The following is a 15,900-nucleotide window of genomic DNA, read 5'->3' as shown; positions in this document are numbered from 1 at the left end:
GGGGCGATGTCCCGCGGGCGCAGGCGGATGTCGAACGGCTTCTGCACGGTCAGCTCCTCGGCGGGGTCGGACAACGGCGCCCAGCCTACTGGGCGCCGCTGCCGTCGGTCGGGGCCGACGCGGCGATCGCGGCGAACTGCTCCACGGTGAGTGACTCGCCGCGTGCGCCCGGGTCGACCCCGGCGGCGGTCAGGATCGCGGCGGCCCGGTCGGCGCCGCCGGCCCAGCCGGCCAGGGCGGCGCGCAGGGTCTTGCGGCGCTGCGCGAAGGCCGCGTCGACGACCGCGAAGACGGTCTGCCGGGGTACGTCGGCGCGGGGCGGTTCCCGTCGGGTGAAGGCGACCAGGCCGGAGTCGACGTTCGGCACCGGCCAGAACACGTTCGGCGGGACCTTGCCGGCCGCGCGGGAGCGGGCGTACCAGGCGAGCTTGACCGACGGGATGCCGTACACCTTGGAGCCGGGACCGGCGACGAGCCGGTCGGCGACCTCCTTCTGCACCATGACCAGGCCGTGCCGCAGGCTGGGCAGCTCGGCGAGGAGGTGCAGCACCACCGGCACGGCGACGTTGTACGGCAGGTTCGCGACCAGTGCGGTCGGGGCGGGGTCGGCCAGCTCGGCGGCGGTCACCCGCAGCGCGTCGGCGGGGTGCACGGTGAGCCGGGTGGCGTCCGGGCCGGCGAACCGGGCGGCGGTCTCCGGCAGCGCGGCGGCCAGCGCCGGGTCGAGTTCCACCGCGTGCACGTGCGCGGCGACCGGGAGCAGGGCCAGGGTCAGCGAGCCGAGCCCCGGGCCGACCTCCAGCGCCACGTCGTCGGGGGTCAGCCCGGCGGTGGTGACGATCCGGCGCACGGTGTTGGGGTCGTGCACGAAGTTCTGGCCGAGTTTCTTGGTCGGCGTCACGCCGAGGCGCGCGGCTAGTTCCCGGATCTCCGCCGGGCCGAGGAGACCGGTCACGCCGGGCATCCTTTCACCACGGCCCGAACGCCCGTTCGCCGGTCGCGGAGATCGCCGCGCACAGCTCGTCCAGGTCGGTGCCGGTGACCTCGGCGAGGAAGCGCACGGTCAGGGGGATCAGGTACGACGCGTTGGGCCGGCCCCGGTGCGGCATCGGGGTCAGGTAGGGCGCGTCGGTCTCCACCAGCAGCTGCCCGACCGGGGTGACGGCGGCCGCCTCGCGCAGCGCGGTCGCGCTGCCGAAGGTGACCGTGCCGGCGAAGCTGAGCAGGTGTCCCCGGCGTACGCACTCGCGGGCGAAGTCGGCGTCGCCGGAGAAGCAGTGCAGCACCACGGTGTCCGGCGCGCCCTCGTCGTCGAGGATCCGCAGCACGTCGGCGTGCGCGTCCCGGTCGTGGATGACCAGTGCCTTGCCGTGCCGCTTGGCGATGGCGATGTGCGCCCGGAAGCTCTCCTCCTGCGCGGCCCGCCCCTCGTCGCCGGTCCGGAAGAAGTCCATCCCGGTCTCGCCGATGCCGCGCACCCGGTCCCGGGCGGCGAGCGACTCGATCTCGCGCAGCGCCTCGTCGAGGTCGGCGAGGCGGGGCGCCTCGTTGGGGTGCAGCGCGACGGTGGCCAGCACCGCGCCGTAGCGGTCGGCGACGTCGGCGCTCCAGCGCGACGAGGCGACGTCCACCCCGACCTGGACCAGTCGGTCCACGCCGACGCCGGCGGCCACCGCGATCGCCGCGGCGACCGGGTCGTCGGCCGGCCCGCCCGGAATGCCGGCCTCGCTGACGGTGATGTCCAGGTGGGTGTGGCTGTCCAGCACGGGTACGGGCAGCGCCTCGGGGGCGGGCGGGAACTCCCCGGCCCGGCGGGCGGCCCGCTGCTTGCGGGTTTCGGTCTGCTCGGTCATCGCGGCCAGCATCACACACCGCCGGGCGGCGGCGTTCCCGGACCGCCATCGACTGTTCACACGGCCAACATGTGTCGCGCTTAGCGTTCGGATCGTGACCGTCACCCCTCAGGCCGCCGGGCCCGCCACCGAACGGACCGGGCTGCACGTGACGTACGCCGGCCGGGTCCACCCGGCGGAGCTGCTCGCCCGTGGGGCGGCGTACGAGCTGTTCAGCGCCGACGAGGTGCCCGGGTTCGAGTTCGCGCCCCGGCCCGGGGCGGTGCACCCGTGGCGGCGGTTCGTGCACGCCACCGAGGTGGAGGCGGTGCACGGGGCGACGGAGGAGCCGACCGAGGAGGCGGACCCGCCGCTGCTGATGCCGGTGCACCGGGAGCACGGGTGGGCGCACCTGCACCAGCTCAGCCAGCAGCCGGCGGCGGCCGCCGATCCGACGCTGGCCGCGGTGCGCGCGTCGGCGGTGATCCGGCCCGGCACCCGGATGGTGAAGGTGCTCTCGGCCCGGCAGCTCGCCGGCTACGTGCGGGGGTGGCTGCCGCACGGCTTCTGCCACCGCGAGCACGACGTGGCGCACCTGCGGACGCCGGCCGGGATGGCGTTGCTGCGCGGCGACGGCGACGGCGGGGACGTGGCGTACGCGCTGCGCTGGCGGGCCGCCGACCCGGCCGACTACGAGACGCCGGTCGGGCCGGCGCACCACGGGCTGACCGTGCTGCCGCCCCGGGACCGGCTGGGGCCACCGGTGCTGGGCACCGGGTTCGTGCCGAGCACCGCCCAGTTGGTGCCCGAGTTCGTCACCCGGGACTTCGCGGACCTGCCGATGCCGGCGAACGCCAGCCTGCTCGCCTATCCGGCGGAGGGGGTGGAGGTGGTGTTGTACACGTACCAGGCGGAGCAGCGGGGCTGGCTGCGGATGGTGGGGCCGCAGTGGCGGCACCTGCTGGCCGCGGTGCCGGGCCTCTCCCCCGACCAGGAGTACGTGCCGACCGGCGACGCGCCCCGCTCCACCCAGCTGGTGGGCCGCTACCAGGGCGGCGAGTACGAGGCGGTGGCCGACCTGCCGGGCGGCTTCCGGCTGCTGGCGATGACCCGGGCGGCCCGCTACCCGGTGGAGGCGGCGGCCCGGCGGGTCCGGTACGCGACCTGGCGCGGGGTGCCCTGCCTGGTGCTGCGGGAGGAGTCGGGCTGGTTGCGGGTGCGGCTGCGCCGGCCGGACCCGGACGCGGTGGCGGTGACCGGGGCGCAGTGCCACGAACGGGGCGTCTACGAGACCTGGGCGCCGGGTGCGGAGGTCACCGACGACCAGGTGACGGACATCGCGTACCCGGGGGCATGACCGTCACTGGCGCGGGAATCCGCCGGGGTCCACGATTCCGAGCCCAGGAGATCCCGAGATGCCCTTCATCACCGTCGGCACGGAGAATTCCGCCCCGATCGACCTGTACTACGAGGACCACGGCTCCGGTCAACCGATCGTGCTGATCCACGGGTTCCCGTTCAACGGGGCGACCTGGGAGAAGATCAGCGGCCCGCTGCAGGCCGCCGGGTACCGGACGATCACGTACGACCGGCGCGGGTTCGGCGCCTCCGCCCAACCGGCGTCGGGGTACGACTACGACACCTTCGCGGCCGACCTGGACGTGTTGATGACGGAGCTGGACCTCCGGGACGCGATCCTGGTCGGGCACTCGATGGGCACCGGCGAGGTGACCCGCTACCTGGGCACGTACGGGTCGAACCGGGTGCAGCGGGCGGTGCTGATGGCGCCGCTGGCGCCGTTCCTGCTGAAGACGCCGGACAACCCGGAAGGGGTCGACAAGAGCCTCTTCGACGGGTTCCAGGCGGCCATCGTCCAGGACCGGTTCGCCTACCTGACCCAGTTCTGCGACGCGTTCTTCAACTACAGCGAGAACAAGGGCCGGTGGGTGAGCGAGGAGGCGTACCACGCGCACTGGCAGATCGGCGCGCAGGCGTCCGCGAAGGGCACCCACGACTCGGTGGACGCCTGGCAGACCGACTTCCGGGGCGACCTGCCCCGGATCGACGTCCCGGTGCTGATCATCCAGGGCGACAAGGACAACGTGCTGCCGTACCCGGCCACCGGCCAGCGGCTGGTGAACATGCTGTCCGACGCCAAGCTGGTCACGCTCAAGGGCGCTCCGCACGGCACGCCGTGGACCCACCCGACCGAGGCCAACGAGGCGATCATGCAGTTCATCGGCGCGTCGACGCCGGTCCGCGCCTGACGGCCGGACGCGCCGCGACCCCCGGGGACCGTCCCGGGGGGTCGCGGCGTCCGTGCGGGTCAGCCGGCCAGCCGGGCCAGCTCCTCCTCGACGATGGAGGGGTCGAGCTTGCGGAACACCGGCTTCGGCGCCGCGAGCGGCCGGCCCGCCTCCAGGGGTACGGACTCCCAGCGCGCGCCGACCGTGTAGTCGCCGGTCAGCACCGGGTACGCCGGCCCGCCGTCGAGGTCGTCGACCTCCTCGATGACCGGCATCGGGGCGTGCACGCCGGTGCCGCCGAGCAGCTCGTGGATCTGCTGGGCGGAGTGCGGCAGGAACGGGGTGAGCAGCGTGTTGGCGTCGCTGACCACCTGGAGGGCGACGTGCAGGATGGTGCCCATCCGGGGCTTGTCGTCCTCGCCCTTGAGCTTCCAGGGCGCCTGCTCGGACAGGTACCTGTTGGCCTCGGCGACGACCCGCATCGCCTCGCCGATGGCCTGCTTCTGCCGGTGCCGGGCGATCAGGTCGCCGACGGTGGCGAAGCCGGCCTTCGCGACGTCCAGCAGCGCCCGGTCGGCGTCGGTGAGCCCGGCCGGGTCGATCGGCGGGATCGCGCCGAAGTTCTTCGCCGCCATCGAGATCGACCGGTTGACCAGGTTGCCCCAGCCGGCGACGAGTTCGTCGTTGTTGCGGCGGAGGAACTCGGCCCAGGTGAAGTCGGTGTCGTTGCTCTCCGGCCCGGCGACCGCGATGAAGTAGCGCAGCGCGTCGGCGTCGTAGCGCTCCAGGAAGTCCCGGACGTAGATGACCACCTTGCGGGAGGAGGAGAACTTGCGTCCCTCCATGGTCAGGTACTCGCTGGAGACGACCTCGGTGGGCAGGTTGAGCCGGCCCAGCTCGCCGGGGCGGCCGTCGCGGGAGCCCTCACCGGAGTAGCCGCCGAGCAGCGCCGGCCAGATCACCGAGTGGAAGACGATGTTGTCCTTGCCCATGAAGTAGTAGCCGAGGGCGTCCTTGCCCTCGCCGTCGGCGGACCACCACCGGCGCCACGCCTCCGGGTCGCCGGTGCGCCGGGCCCACTCGATGGACGCGGAGAGGTAGCCGATGACCGCGTCGAACCAGACGTAGATCCGCTTGTCGGTGCGGTCCTGCCAGCCCTCCAGCGGGATCGGCACGCCCCACTCCAGGTCCCGGGTGATGGCCCGGGGCTGGAGGTCGTCGAGCAGGTTCCGCGAGAAGCGCAGCACGTTGGGCCGCCAGCCCTCCCGGCTGTCCAGCCACTGCCGCAGCGCGTCGGCCAGGGCGGGCAGGTCCAGGAAGAAGTGCTCGGTCTCCACGAACTCCGGCGTCTCGCCGTTGATCTTCGACTTGGGGTCGATCAGGTCGATCGGGTCGAGCTGGTTGCCGCAGTTGTCGCACTGGTCGCCGCGGGCGCTGTCGTAGCCGCAGATCGGGCAGGTGCCCTCGATGTAGCGGTCGGGCAGGGTACGACCGGTGGACGGGGAGATCGCCCCGGTGGTCACCTTCGGGACGATGTAGCCGTTGCGGTGCAGCCCGGTGAACAGCTCCTGCACCACCGCGTAGTGGTTGCGGGTGGTGGTCCGGGTGAACAGGTCGTACGACAGCCCGAGCGCGCGCAGGTCCTCGGCGATCACCCGGTTGTACCGGTCGGCCAGCTCGCGCGGGGTGACCCCCTCGGCGTCGGCCTGCACCTGGATCGGGGTGCCGTGCTCGTCGGTGCCCGAGACCATGAGCACGTCGTGTCCGGCCATCCGCATGTACCGGGCGAAGACGTCGGAGGGAACGCCGAATCCGGATACGTGGCCGATGTGGCGCGGGCCGTTGGCGTAGGGCCAGGCGACCGCGGCGAGAACGTGACTCATGAGCGTCAAGCCTAGTGATTGCCGTGGGTCGCCCGCGAACCAATAGGGCCCGCGCCACGGCCGGCCCCCGAAACCCCGTCCGTTTTGTCGCCGACACGCGGCCTGAGCTGCCCGGCCGGCCCGGCGTGCCGGTGTCCAATGAACGGCGTGACCAGCAGAGCAGCGGCCCCCGGGCAGGACGGCCCGACCTCGGCGGCGACGACCGGGCAGCCCGGTCGACCGGCGCCGCCGGGGCCCGCCGCACCGGGGCCGGTGCCGCCGGGTCCCGTGCTGCCGCGTCCCGCGCCGGCGGGACCTGCGGCACCGGGGCCGGTGCCGCCGGGTCCCGTGCTGCCGCGTCCCGCGCCGGCGGGACCTGCGGCGCCGGGGTCGGGAACGGCGCGTCCCGGGGCGTCGCCGGCCGGGGCGACCCGGGGCGGCGGTGTCGCGCCGCAGCCCCGGCTGGACCCGACGGACCCGCCGGTCGAGGTGGAGCCGACCACCGGCGCGCCCGTCGACGCCGTACCGCGTCGGGTGCCGGTGCGCCAGCCCCGCTGGCAGCGACTGCCCTCCCCCGGCGGCACCCGCGACGACGGCGACGACGTCTTCTGGGCGCCGATCGAGGAGGTGCACTGGGACGGCACGCCGCTGCGGGAGGAGACCCGCAAGGCCCGGCGCGGGTCAGGACCGTCGGCCCGGCGCGCCCGGACCCGCCCGGGCCACCCGCCGGACCCGCTGACCGGGCTGGCCGCGCTGGTGACGTTGAGCCTGCTGGCGGCCTTCTTCGCCTGGGTCAGCGCGGGGCCGCTCTGGCTGGCGGTGGGGCACTCGACGGCCGGGAGCGTGGCGATCACGAGCTGCTCGGGCGGCGGGCTGGCCCAGCGCTGCCGGGGGATCTTCCGCGCCGAGTCGGGACGTTTCGTGGCCCACGGCGTCCGGGTCAGCGGGGTGCCCGCCGAGCGCACCGCCACCGGCACCGTCCTGCCGGCCCGGATGACCGGACCGCAGGGCAGCACCGCGTACGCCGACAGCGGCGTCGGCCGGCACCTGCGGTGGCTGCTCGGCCTGCTGCTGGTGGCCGGCTGTGCCGCCGGGATCGCCCGGTGGACCGGCGCGACCCGGCTGCCGGACCCCCGCCACCGGCGCTGGGCGCTGGCCGTCGCCCTCGGCGGCCCCCTGGCCATCACCCTCGGCTTCCTCGCCACCGCCTGGTGACCCCGCCAACCCCCACCCCGCCGTGACGACCCACGCCCCGGCGACACCGCGCGCCGATCCTGCACTTGCGGCCCCAATTCCGTCCGGTTCGAGAGGAATGCCCGGGCCGAAAGTGCAAGATCGCCGAAAGCGAGCGCCGGGGGTCAGGCGTGGACGATCGTGTAGACGTCGCGGCGGCGGAGGCCGTACTCGGTGGCCACCTCGGTGATGGCGTCGCGGCGGGAGCGGCCCGCGGCCTCCCGCTCGGCGACGGCGGCGCGCAGCGTGTCGTCGTCGGGGCGGGCCGCCGGGGTGGCCGGGGCACCCGCCACGACCAGGGTGATCTCACCCCGGGGCTCGCCCCCGGCGGCCCACTCGGCGAGTTCGCCCAGCGGCCGGCGGACCACCTCCTCGTACGTCTTGGTCAGCTCGCGGCAGAGCGCGGCGGGCCGGTCCGGGCCGAACGCGGCGGCCAGGTCGGCCAGCGCGCCGGTGATCCGGTGCGGGGCCTCGAAGAACACCAGGGTGCGCTCCTCGGCGGCCAGGGCACGCAGCCGGGACCGGCGGGCACCGGGCGTGCGGGGCAGGAAGCCCTCGAAGCAGAACCGGTCGCAGGGCAGCCCGGACAGGGCGAGCGCGGTGGTCACCGCGCTCGGGCCGGGCGCCGCGGTGACCGGGAAGCCGCCGTCGACGGCGGCCCGGACCAGCCGGTACCCGGGGTCGGAGACGCTGGGCATGCCGCCGTCGGTGACCAGCGCGATGGTGTAGCCGGCGGCGAGCACGTCGACCAGTTCGGGGGTACGCCGTTCCTCGTTGCCCTCGAAGTAGGAGACGATCCGGCCGGCCACGGTGACGTCCAGGTCCCGGGCCAGCCGGGTGAGCCGCCGGGTGTCCTCGGCGGCGACCACGTCGGCGGTGGCGAGCACCTCGCGGAACCGGGTCGAGGCGTCGGCCGGGTTGCCCAGCGGTGCGCCGAGCAGCACGAGGCGCCCCACCTCGGACATTTCACCCACGAAGTGCGCTCCTTCATCGACAGTCGTACCAATCTCGGGGACGACAGGCGCCACCGGGCACCTTCGCAGCCTACGATCTCCGGGTGACGAGTGCGTCGACAGCACAGAGCGCGAGCGCGGGTCGGGCCGGTTCGGACCCGACGAGCGGCGACCAGCCCCCGACCGACCCGGACGCCGGGGCGGTGACCAGCGGCGCGGGCGGGGTTCCGGCGATCATCCGGCGGCGGCTCGCCACGGTCGACGCCCGCCTCGACGGGCGCGCCTGGCTGGCCACCACCGTGGTCGTGGTGATCGCGGCGATCCTGCGGTTCGTCGGCCTCAGCGGCCCCAAGGGCAAGATCTTCGACGAGATCTACTACGCCCGCGACGCGTACGGGCTGATCGACCGGGGCGTCGAGTGGAACTACAAGGACGGCGGCCCGTCGTACGTGGTGCACCCGCCGTTGGGCAAGTGGCTCATCGGGCTCGGCGAGTGGGCCTTCGGCTACCAGGACGCGGAGTTGAAGATCTCCGTACCGGGACACCTGATGACCACCGCCCCGGAGTTCGGCTGGCGGTTCGCGGCAGCCGTCGCCGGCACCCTGTCGGTGCTGATGCTGGTCCGCATCGCCCGGCGGATGTTCCGTTCCACGGTGCTGGGTTGCGCGGCCGGCCTGCTGCTCGCCCTGGACGGCTTCCACCTGGTGCTCTCCCGCACCGCGCTGCTCGACATCTTCCTGCTGCTGTTCGTGCTGGCCGCGTTCGGCGCGCTGGTGCTGGACCGGGACGCCCGGCGGCGGCGCTGGACCCGGGCGCTGGACGCCGGGCTCGACCCGTCGCTGCCGGGGCGCGCGGGCCGGCCGCCGTCGACCTGGCGGGACTGGCCCTGGTGGCGACTGGCCGCCGGGGTGCTGCTCGGCTGCGCCTGCGCGGTGAAGTGGAGCGGCATCTACTTCGTACCGGCCTTCGCCCTGCTGGTGATCTTCTGGGAGGTGGGCGTCCGGCGCTCGGCCGGCGTCCGGCACCCGTGGCGGGACGCCCTGCTCGACGAGCTGCCCTGGCTCATCCTGGCCGGGCTGCTGATGGTCGGCACCTACCTGGCCACCTGGTCGGGCTGGCTGCTCAGCGACGACGGCTACTACCGGCTGGCCAGCCGGTACCCGAACACCCCGGGGCTGAGCGACACCCCGTGGGTCGGGCCGCTGATCAACCTGTGGGAGTACCACAAGGCCGCGTACGGCTTCCACACCCAGCTCGACGATCCGCACAAGTACCAGTCCTGGCCGTGGCAGTGGCTGCTGCTGGGCCGGCCGGTGGCCTTCTACTGGTCGGGTGACGGCAACTGCGGCGCGCCGAGCTGCGCGTCGGAGATCCTGCTGCTGGGCACCCCGCTGCTCTGGTGGTCGTTCCTGCCCGCGCTGGCGGCCACGGCCTGGCTGGGGCTGGCCCGGCGGGACTGGCGGGCCGGCGCGATCCTGCTGACCGTCGCCGTCGCGCTGCTGCCCTGGTTCTGGTTCGCGCTGGACAACCGGACGATGTTCTCGTTCTACGCCGCCCCCGCGGTGCCCTTCCTGGTGCTGGCGGTGGTCTACGTGCTCGGCGCGATCGTCACGCCCGCCCCGGCGACCGGTACGGCGGCGCCACCGAGCGAACAGGACGTCTCCGACCGCCGGCTGGTGGGCGGGATCATCGTCGGCGCGTACGTGCTGCTGGTCGCCCTCTGCTTCGGCTACTTCTATCCGATCTTCGTGGGCCGGCTGCTGCCGTACGCGGACTGGTCGGCCCGGATGTGGCTGGACGGCCGCTGGATCTGACCCGGAGCACGGCTCGATCGCGGCTCGGTGGGACTCCACCGGGCCGCGATTTTCGGTTGCGCGGAGCTCGGCGGAGGGTCCGGGCGGGGCCGGGGAGAGGGTCCGGGCGTGGCCGGGACACAAAAAAGCGCGCCCCGATCGCCTGCCACGGGGGAAGCGGGCGATTGGGGCGCGCATGAAGAGCTTAACCACAGTCCCGCACTCGCACAACGGGTCACCCCGGGTCAGATTTCCGACGATTGCGCCACCCCGCAAATGGTTTACATCCGACAGATAACGGTGGGTCACCTGGCCGGAACATAACGAATTCCTTACCGTTCCGGCCCGGCCGGCCGGCGCCGGACGCAGCCGCTGATCACCACCTCACAGCAATCGGCGGACCTCGATGGATGGCCATCGGGCCACCCAAATGATCATCCAGAGTGGATCTCACTACACTTCGCCCAGTGATCAACAAGAGACGATCGACAGCCGTCCTTCTCGGACTGCTGGCGACGACCGCGCTGATCGGTCCCGTGCCGGCCCGGGCCGACAACGAGACCGCCGAGCCCCCGGCCGAGCCCCCGAAGGTCGAACTGGTCCTCGACGTGAGCGGCTCGATGCGCGCCGACGACATCGACGGGCGCAGCCGGATCGCCGTCGCCCAGCAGGCGTTCAACGAGGTCGTGGACGCGCTGCCGGACTCCACCCAGCTCGGCATCCGGGTGCTCGGCGCCACCTACCGGGGCAAGGACAAGAAGCAGGGCTGCCTGGACACCCAGCAGATCGTGCCCGTCGGCACCGTGGACCGCGCCCGCGCCAAGGCCGCGGTGGCGACCCTGCGCCCGACCGGCTTCACCCCCGTCGGGCTGGCCCTGCGGGCCGCCGCCCAGGACCTGGGCACCGGCAGCACCACCCGCCGGATCGTGCTGATCACCGACGGCGAGGACACCTGCGCCCCGCCGGACCCGTGCGAGGTGGCCCGGGAACTGGCCGCCCAGGGCACCCGGCTGGTCGTCGACACCCTCGGCCTCGCCCCCGACGAGAAGGTACGCCGGCAGCTGCTCTGCATCGCCGGGGCGACCGGCGGCACGTACACGGCCGCGCAGAGCGCCGACGAGCTGACCGGTCGGATCAAGCAGCTGGTGGACCGGGCCCGGGACACCTACACCGCCACCCCGACCCAGGTCGGAGGCAGCGCCGGGTGCGCCGACGCGCCGTTGCTCGGCCCCGGCGTCTACACCGACCGGGAGGCGTTCTCCGAGCACCGCTGGTACCGGGTGCCGGTGCGGTCCGGGCAGGAGTTGCGCGCCTCGGTCAGCGTCGCGCTGGACCGCCCGGTCAACCCCGACTACGGGGTGCTGCTGCGGGCCACCGCGCCGGACGGCCGGGAACTCGTCCGGGGCGTCGACGCCGGCAGCGGCCGTACCGACGTCATCTCCGCCGGCCTGCGCTGGTCGGGCACGGCGGACGAGCCGGAGCCGACCCCGAGCGGCCCGGCGACGGCGCAGACCGTCTGCCTGGTGGTCAGCAACGCCTTCGCACCCCGCCCCGGCACCCGGGCCACTCCCGGGATGCCGCTGGAGCTGACCGTCGACGTGGTCGGCGCGTCCCCCGCCCCGGACGGGCCGGACCTCGGTCGGGGCTGGGCACTCCTGCTCCTGCTCACGCTGGCCGGGCTGGTCACCGGACTGGTCGCCGGGCTGCTCACCCGCTGGTGGGTCGCCACCTGGAGGGAGAACTGAGCATGCGTACGCTGATCCGTTCCGCGGCGGCGCTGGCCGTCGCCGGGCTGGCCCTGGCCCCCGGGGCCGCCTCCGCCGCACCCACCCCGTCACCGGGCGCGGCGACCGTCACCAAGGCCGGCACCTCGTTCCTGACCGCCACCACCATCACCACCGGCCAGCCGGTCCGGGTCGGCGCCTCGACGGGTGACCACCTCTACTGGTCGTTCCGGGCCGACGCCGGGCAGGTCCACGAGATCGCCGCCACCGTCACCTTCCCGAAGGGGCGCAGCGGCGCGTCCACCTGGACCGTGGACGTCTTCGACGGGCTGCGCCGCCGGCAGGCCTGCACGGCGGGGGCGCAGACCCCCACCGCCGACGCCGCCGCCGCCAGTGTCGCCCTCGGCTGCACGCTCCGGCGGGTACGCCCCTGGGCGGAACCCTGGTCGGCCGACCCGCTGCCCGGCACCTACTACGTCCGGCTCTCGGTGACCGATCTGCCGGAGCCCGACCTGGGCCTGCCGATCGAGGTGGACCTGCTGGTCGACGCGGACGGCGACGGCGGCGCGTCGGGCGACGACGGCCGACTGGCGACGCCCCTGGTGCCGAACACCCGGGCCGGCACCGTGCTCACCGCCGAACCGGCCCCGACAGCGGCGGACGACGAGGGGACCGGCCTGACCGGCTGGCTGCCGGAGCCCGGCTCGCGCTGGGTCTGGACCACGGCCGGTGGGGTGCTCGCCGCGGTGGCCGGCGTGGTGGGTTTCGCCCTCACCCGGCGACCCCGCCGACCCTGACCCGCAGCGGAGCACGGCTCCGGACCGGCACAGCGGAACGCCGGCCCGGAGCCGTGGCCGCGGGCGACGGTGGTCAGGCGATACGCGGACCCCGGGGCACCCAGCCGATGAACCGGTCCTGGAGCGCGGCCGTCGGGGCGGCACGCAGGTCGTGACTGGCGGCGGCCAGACACGAGCCGAGATAGACGCTCAACGAGGCCCGGTCCGCGCGGTACTCGTGCAGCAGACGGTCGCGTTTGGTGTCACAGGGCCAGTCGTGGCCGCACGACCCGCAGGTCCAGTCCGGGGCCACCGGTGCGTGCTCCCCCGACGCCTGTTCCGACGGTTCCGCGCCACGCGTCATCGCACTCCCTCTCACTGTGGACGATCCCCCGTGCCACCAGAGCAGCGTCCCACGACGCTCCGGCGTTACATCGTTGCGGTAGGTTGCCGCCGACGCCATGTTCCCGCGGAGGTGCCCCGGTGCGTGATCTCCTGCCACCGGCCGTCGCGGTGGCCGTGGCCGGTCCCGACGACTGGTCCGCCGAGCTGCTGCCGGCCGAACTCGCCTGCCTGGGCGAACGTGCGGTGGCCGGCCGCCGCCGCGACTTCACCGCCGGCCGGTCCTGCGCCCGCCGGGCCCTGACGGAGCTGGGCCTGCCGGCCGTCGCGGTCCCGTCCGCGCCGGACCGCTCCCCGGTCTGGCCGGCCGGCGTGGTCGGCACCATCACCCACACCCGGGGCTACTGCGCCGCGGCCGTCGCCCGCGCCGCCGAGCTGCGGTCGGTCGGCATGGACGCCGAGCGCCACCGGGAACTCACCCCCGGGGTACGCCGGAAGGTGTGCCTGCCCGAGGAGGAGGCGGAGCTGGCCCGGCTGCCCGCCGGCATCCCCTGGCCGACCGTGCTGTTCAGCGTCAAGGAGACCGTCTACAAGGTCTGGTGGCCGGTGGTCGGCACCTGGCTGGACTTCCCCGACGCACGCGTCACGCTCGACCCGGACGCCGGCACCTTCACCGCCCGGATCGCCCGCGCGAGGCTCGACGCGGCGCCGGTGACCGATCGGCCGGCATCGATCACCGGTCGGTTCGCGGTCGACGCCGATCTGGTGCGCAGTGCCGCCGTTCTGGTAGCGGGGTGAGGTCCACGCGGCCGGCTTGTGGCCGGCTTGTACCGTCGTTGCGACTGAAGATCTCCCGAAGGCGCCAAGGAGTACGGTGAGCCACCCTCAGCCTCCGTTCGGATCGCAGGACCCGAACCAGCAGCCCCCGGAACCGCCGACCCAGCCGTTCCCCACCGCACCGATGCCCCCGGTGCCCGGCAACCCGTACGCCCCGCCGCCCGCGGCCGACCCGTACGCGCCGCCGCCGACCTCGGGTACGCCGTACGCGTCCCAGCCGCCGGCCGGTGACCCGTTCGCGCCGCTGCCGCCGACCTCGGGTGCGCCGTACCCGCCGCAGCCGTCGGCCGGCGACCCGTACGCGCCGCCGCCCACCTCGGGCGCGGGGTACCCGCCGCCGCCGACCTCGGGTGCGGGGTACCCGCCGCCGCCCGGTGGGGCCTACCCGCCGCCCGGTGGGGCCTACCCGCCGCCGGGTGGGGCGTACCCGCCGCCGCCCGGCCAGTTCCCGTCCGGCCCCGGCTACCCGCCCGCCCCGGGCCAGCCGTTCCCCGGGGCCCCGGCGAAGAAGTCCAACAAGGGCCTCTGGATCGGCCTCGGGATCGGCGCGCTGGTGCTGGTGCTGCTCTGCTGCGGTGGGGGCATCTTCGCCGTCTACAGCGGCGGCAAGCAGGCGGAGAAGGCGATCAACAACCTTCCCACGACCGCCCCCAGCGACCCCTTCACCGACCCGACCCCCAGCTCGTCCGGCTCGGACTCGGACTCGACGCCGGATCCCGGCAAGACCGACGACCAGACGTTCAACATGAAGCCGGGCGACACGTTGATCATCAACGACGACGACGGCACCATCCAGATCACCCTGAGCAACTTCCGCACCAAGACCGACGCCTGCCAGGAGTTCATGCCCGGGCCGAAGAAGGGCATGTTCCTGATCGCCGACGTGACCGCCGAGGTCACCAAGGGCACCGGCTCGATCAACCCGTTCTACTTCCGCTGGAAGGGCGCGGACGGCAGCGAGGAGAGCGGCATCTCCGGTGCCTTCTCCGGCTGCGGCAAGCTGCTCAAGTCCGGTAACAACCTGCCGGCCGGCACCAAGAACACCGGCCAGGTCGTGCTCGACGTCAAGGACAAGAACGGCGTCATCGAGTACCAGCACAACTTCCGGCCCGCGGGCTCCTGGAAGCCCTGATCCGGTACGCCCCACGACGGGGGTCGGTCCCACCCGGGACCGGCCCCCGTTCGTCTCCCGGTCCGACAGGACCTGCGGCGGCGGCAACGCGGTGACATCATCGCCACATGTCCACCATCGAAGCGGTGCTCGGTGACATCACCGGCGAGGACGTCGACGCCGTCGTCACCGCCGCCAACGAGTCGCTGCTCGGCGGGGGCGGGGTGGACGGTGCGATCCACCGCGCCGCCGGCCCCCGGCTCGCCCGGGCGGGCGCGGCGCTCGCCCCCTGCGACCCCGGTGACGCCGTGGCCACCCCCGGCTTCGACCTGGATCCACCGGTACGCCACGTGATCCACACCGTCGGCCCGGTGTGGGAGGGCGGGGACCAGGGCGAGGACGAGGTGCTCGCCTCCTGCTACCGCCGCAGCCTGGCGGTCGCCGACGACATCGGGGCCCGCAGCGTCGCCTTCCCGGCGATCGCCACCGGCGTCTACGGGTTCCCGCCGGAGCGGGCGGCGAGGATCGCGGTCGCCACCCTGCGGGCGACCCCCACACGGGTCACCCGGATCCGCCTGGTGGCCTTCGACGACGAGACGTACGGCCTGCTCACGGCGGCACTGGCCGGCTGACCGGCGGGGCACCGCCGCGCCGCCGTCGACCGTAGGATCGACGACCATGCGCGACGGTGGGCTCACGATCCGGCCGGCGGGCCGGGCGGACGTACCGGCCCTCGTGGCGTTGCGGGTGGCCAACGCCGAGGCGCACCTCGCCCTCGATCCGGGCGTCTACCGCGTCCCGCCGGGCCCGGCGGTGCGGCGCCACTTCGCCGCCGTGCTGGCCGACGAGCGGGGACGCGACGCGGTGCTGGTCGCCGAGGACGCCGCCGGCCGGGTCGTCGGCATGGTCGAGGTGCTGCGCTCCGCCGAGCCGCCGGAGCACCAGATCCTGCGCCCGGAACCCTCCGCGCAGGTGCACACGGTGGTGCTGCCCGAGGCCTGCGGGGCGGGCGTGGGGTCGGCGCTGCTGGCGGCCGCCCGACACTGGGCGGCGGAGCAGGGCATCACGTACCTGTCGGCCGGCATCCATCACCGCAACGCCGGCGCGGTGCGCTTCTACCGCCGGCACGGCTTCACCGACGCCGGCCTCTCGCTCGGTGCGCGCCCGGACGACGTCACCGGCTGATCCGGA

15 protein-coding genes are annotated in these 15,900 nt (G+C 74.3%); 10 read left to right on the top strand and 5 right to left on the bottom strand.

The annotated features are described in order from the left end of the window. Positions 1–85 precede the first annotated feature (85 nt). Both rsmA and GA0070611_RS26090 read right to left on the bottom strand, forming a co-directional pair. Positions 86–955: a 16S rRNA (adenine(1518)-N(6)/adenine(1519)-N(6))-dimethyltransferase RsmA gene (gene rsmA / locus GA0070611_RS26095; protein WP_091669823.1), complete on the bottom strand. Its 870-nt coding sequence runs from the start codon at positions 953–955 to the stop codon at positions 86–88. A 13-nt stretch (positions 956–968) separates the two neighbouring features. Next, entirely contained in the window at positions 969–1,865 is an 897-nt protein-coding gene (locus tag GA0070611_RS26090) for a TatD family hydrolase (protein WP_091669818.1), read from the bottom strand. A gap of 82 nt (positions 1,866–1,947) precedes the next feature. On the opposite strand from GA0070611_RS26090, the gene GA0070611_RS26085 reads away from it, so the two are divergent. Next, positions 1,948–3,189, top strand: a complete 1,242-nt coding sequence (locus GA0070611_RS26085; RefSeq protein ID WP_091669812.1) for a hypothetical protein — start codon at positions 1,948–1,950, stop codon at positions 3,187–3,189. A gap of 58 nt (positions 3,190–3,247) precedes the next feature. Beyond that, positions 3,248–4,099: an alpha/beta fold hydrolase gene (locus GA0070611_RS26080; protein ID WP_091669807.1), complete on the top strand. Its 852-nt coding sequence runs from the start codon at positions 3,248–3,250 to the stop codon at positions 4,097–4,099. A gap of 59 nt (positions 4,100–4,158) precedes the next feature. On the opposite strand, the gene metG is transcribed toward GA0070611_RS26080, so the two are convergent. Beyond that, the gene (gene metG, locus GA0070611_RS26075; protein ID WP_091669804.1) at positions 4,159–5,961 is read right to left on the bottom strand and encodes a methionine--tRNA ligase; all 1,803 of its coding nucleotides are present in this window, start codon (positions 5,959–5,961) and stop codon (positions 4,159–4,161) included. A 468-nt stretch (positions 5,962–6,429) separates the two neighbouring features. Between metG and GA0070611_RS26070 the strand changes: the two genes are divergently transcribed. After that, on the top strand, positions 6,430–7,155 hold the full coding sequence (locus tag GA0070611_RS26070; protein WP_231921230.1) for a hypothetical protein: 726 nt from the start codon (positions 6,430–6,432) through the stop codon (positions 7,153–7,155). A gap of 143 nt (positions 7,156–7,298) precedes the next feature. On the opposite strand, the gene rsmI is transcribed toward GA0070611_RS26070, so the two are convergent. Beyond that, positions 7,299–8,138 (bottom strand): 16S rRNA (cytidine(1402)-2'-O)-methyltransferase, encoded by an 840-nt coding sequence (gene rsmI, locus GA0070611_RS26065; protein WP_407940456.1) that lies wholly within the window; start codon positions 8,136–8,138, stop codon positions 7,299–7,301. Positions 8,139–8,230: 92 nt separating this feature from the next. Between rsmI and GA0070611_RS26060 the strand changes: the two genes are divergently transcribed. The 3 genes from GA0070611_RS26060 (at position 8,231) to GA0070611_RS26050 (ending at position 12,440) form a co-directional block, all read left to right on the top strand. Next, the gene (locus tag GA0070611_RS26060) at positions 8,231–9,940 is read left to right on the top strand and encodes a dolichyl-phosphate-mannose--protein mannosyltransferase (protein ID WP_091669796.1); all 1,710 of its coding nucleotides are present in this window, start codon (positions 8,231–8,233) and stop codon (positions 9,938–9,940) included. A 446-nt stretch (positions 9,941–10,386) separates the two neighbouring features. Beyond that, positions 10,387–11,664, top strand: a complete 1,278-nt coding sequence (locus tag GA0070611_RS26055) for a VWA domain-containing protein (protein WP_091669792.1) — start codon at positions 10,387–10,389, stop codon at positions 11,662–11,664. A gap of 2 nt (positions 11,665–11,666) precedes the next feature. Further along, positions 11,667–12,440 (top strand): peptidase, encoded by a 774-nt coding sequence (locus tag GA0070611_RS26050; protein WP_091669790.1) that lies wholly within the window; start codon positions 11,667–11,669, stop codon positions 12,438–12,440. Positions 12,441–12,513: 73 nt separating this feature from the next. Here the strand turns inward: GA0070611_RS26050 and GA0070611_RS26045 are convergent, their stop codons facing one another. Beyond that, the gene (locus GA0070611_RS26045) at positions 12,514–12,783 is read right to left on the bottom strand and encodes a hypothetical protein (RefSeq protein ID WP_091669786.1); all 270 of its coding nucleotides are present in this window, start codon (positions 12,781–12,783) and stop codon (positions 12,514–12,516) included. A 119-nt stretch (positions 12,784–12,902) separates the two neighbouring features. On the opposite strand from GA0070611_RS26045, the gene GA0070611_RS26040 reads away from it, so the two are divergent. The 4 genes from GA0070611_RS26040 to GA0070611_RS26025 all read left to right on the top strand — a co-directional run bounded on the left by GA0070611_RS26040 (position 12,903) and on the right by GA0070611_RS26025 (position 15,894). Beyond that, positions 12,903–13,559 carry a 4'-phosphopantetheinyl transferase family protein gene (locus GA0070611_RS26040; RefSeq protein ID WP_091669782.1) on the top strand — a complete coding sequence of 219 codons (657 nt, stop codon included), beginning with the start codon at positions 12,903–12,905 and terminating at the stop codon, positions 13,557–13,559. Between the two features lie 76 nt (positions 13,560–13,635). Continuing rightward, entirely contained in the window at positions 13,636–14,730 is a 1,095-nt protein-coding gene (locus GA0070611_RS26035; RefSeq protein WP_091669777.1) for a hypothetical protein, read from the top strand. A 107-nt stretch (positions 14,731–14,837) separates the two neighbouring features. Continuing rightward, entirely contained in the window at positions 14,838–15,341 is a 504-nt protein-coding gene (locus GA0070611_RS26030; protein WP_091669773.1) for an O-acetyl-ADP-ribose deacetylase, read from the top strand. A 46-nt stretch (positions 15,342–15,387) separates the two neighbouring features. After that, a complete protein-coding gene (locus GA0070611_RS26025) occupies positions 15,388–15,894 on the top strand; it encodes a GNAT family N-acetyltransferase (protein WP_091669768.1) in 507 nt (168 codons plus the stop codon). The last annotated feature ends 6 nt before the right edge of the window (positions 15,895–15,900 follow it).

The sequence above is a fragment of the Micromonospora auratinigra genome (assembly GCF_900089595.1).
GTDB classification, from domain to species: Bacteria; Actinomycetota; Actinomycetes; order Mycobacteriales; family Micromonosporaceae; genus Micromonospora; species Micromonospora auratinigra.
Note: the sequence above shows the minus strand (reverse complement) of the source record. Positions and strands in the feature narration are given on the sequence as shown.

Excerpts from the sequence above, each read along its gene's own strand:
- GA0070611_RS26030 (WP_091669773.1), top strand. The coding sequence starts at position 14,838 with ATGTCCACCATCGAAGCGGTGCTCGGTGACATCACCGGCGAGGACGTC.
- GA0070611_RS26090 (WP_091669818.1), bottom strand. The coding sequence starts at position 1,865 with ATGCTGGCCGCGATGACCGAGCAGACCGAAACCCGCAAGCAGCGGGCC.
- rsmI (WP_407940456.1), bottom strand. The coding sequence starts at position 8,138 with ATGTCCGAGGTGGGGCGCCTCGTGCTGCTCGGCGCACCGCTGGGCAAC.
- GA0070611_RS26045 (WP_091669786.1), bottom strand. The coding sequence starts at position 12,783 with ATGACGCGTGGCGCGGAACCGTCGGAACAGGCGTCGGGGGAGCACGCA.
- metG (WP_091669804.1), bottom strand. The coding sequence starts at position 5,961 with ATGAGTCACGTTCTCGCCGCGGTCGCCTGGCCCTACGCCAACGGCCCG.
- GA0070611_RS26025 (WP_091669768.1), top strand. The coding sequence starts at position 15,388 with ATGCGCGACGGTGGGCTCACGATCCGGCCGGCGGGCCGGGCGGACGTA.
- GA0070611_RS26080 (WP_091669807.1), top strand. The coding sequence starts at position 3,248 with ATGCCCTTCATCACCGTCGGCACGGAGAATTCCGCCCCGATCGACCTG.
- GA0070611_RS26050 (WP_091669790.1), top strand. The coding sequence starts at position 11,667 with ATGCGTACGCTGATCCGTTCCGCGGCGGCGCTGGCCGTCGCCGGGCTG.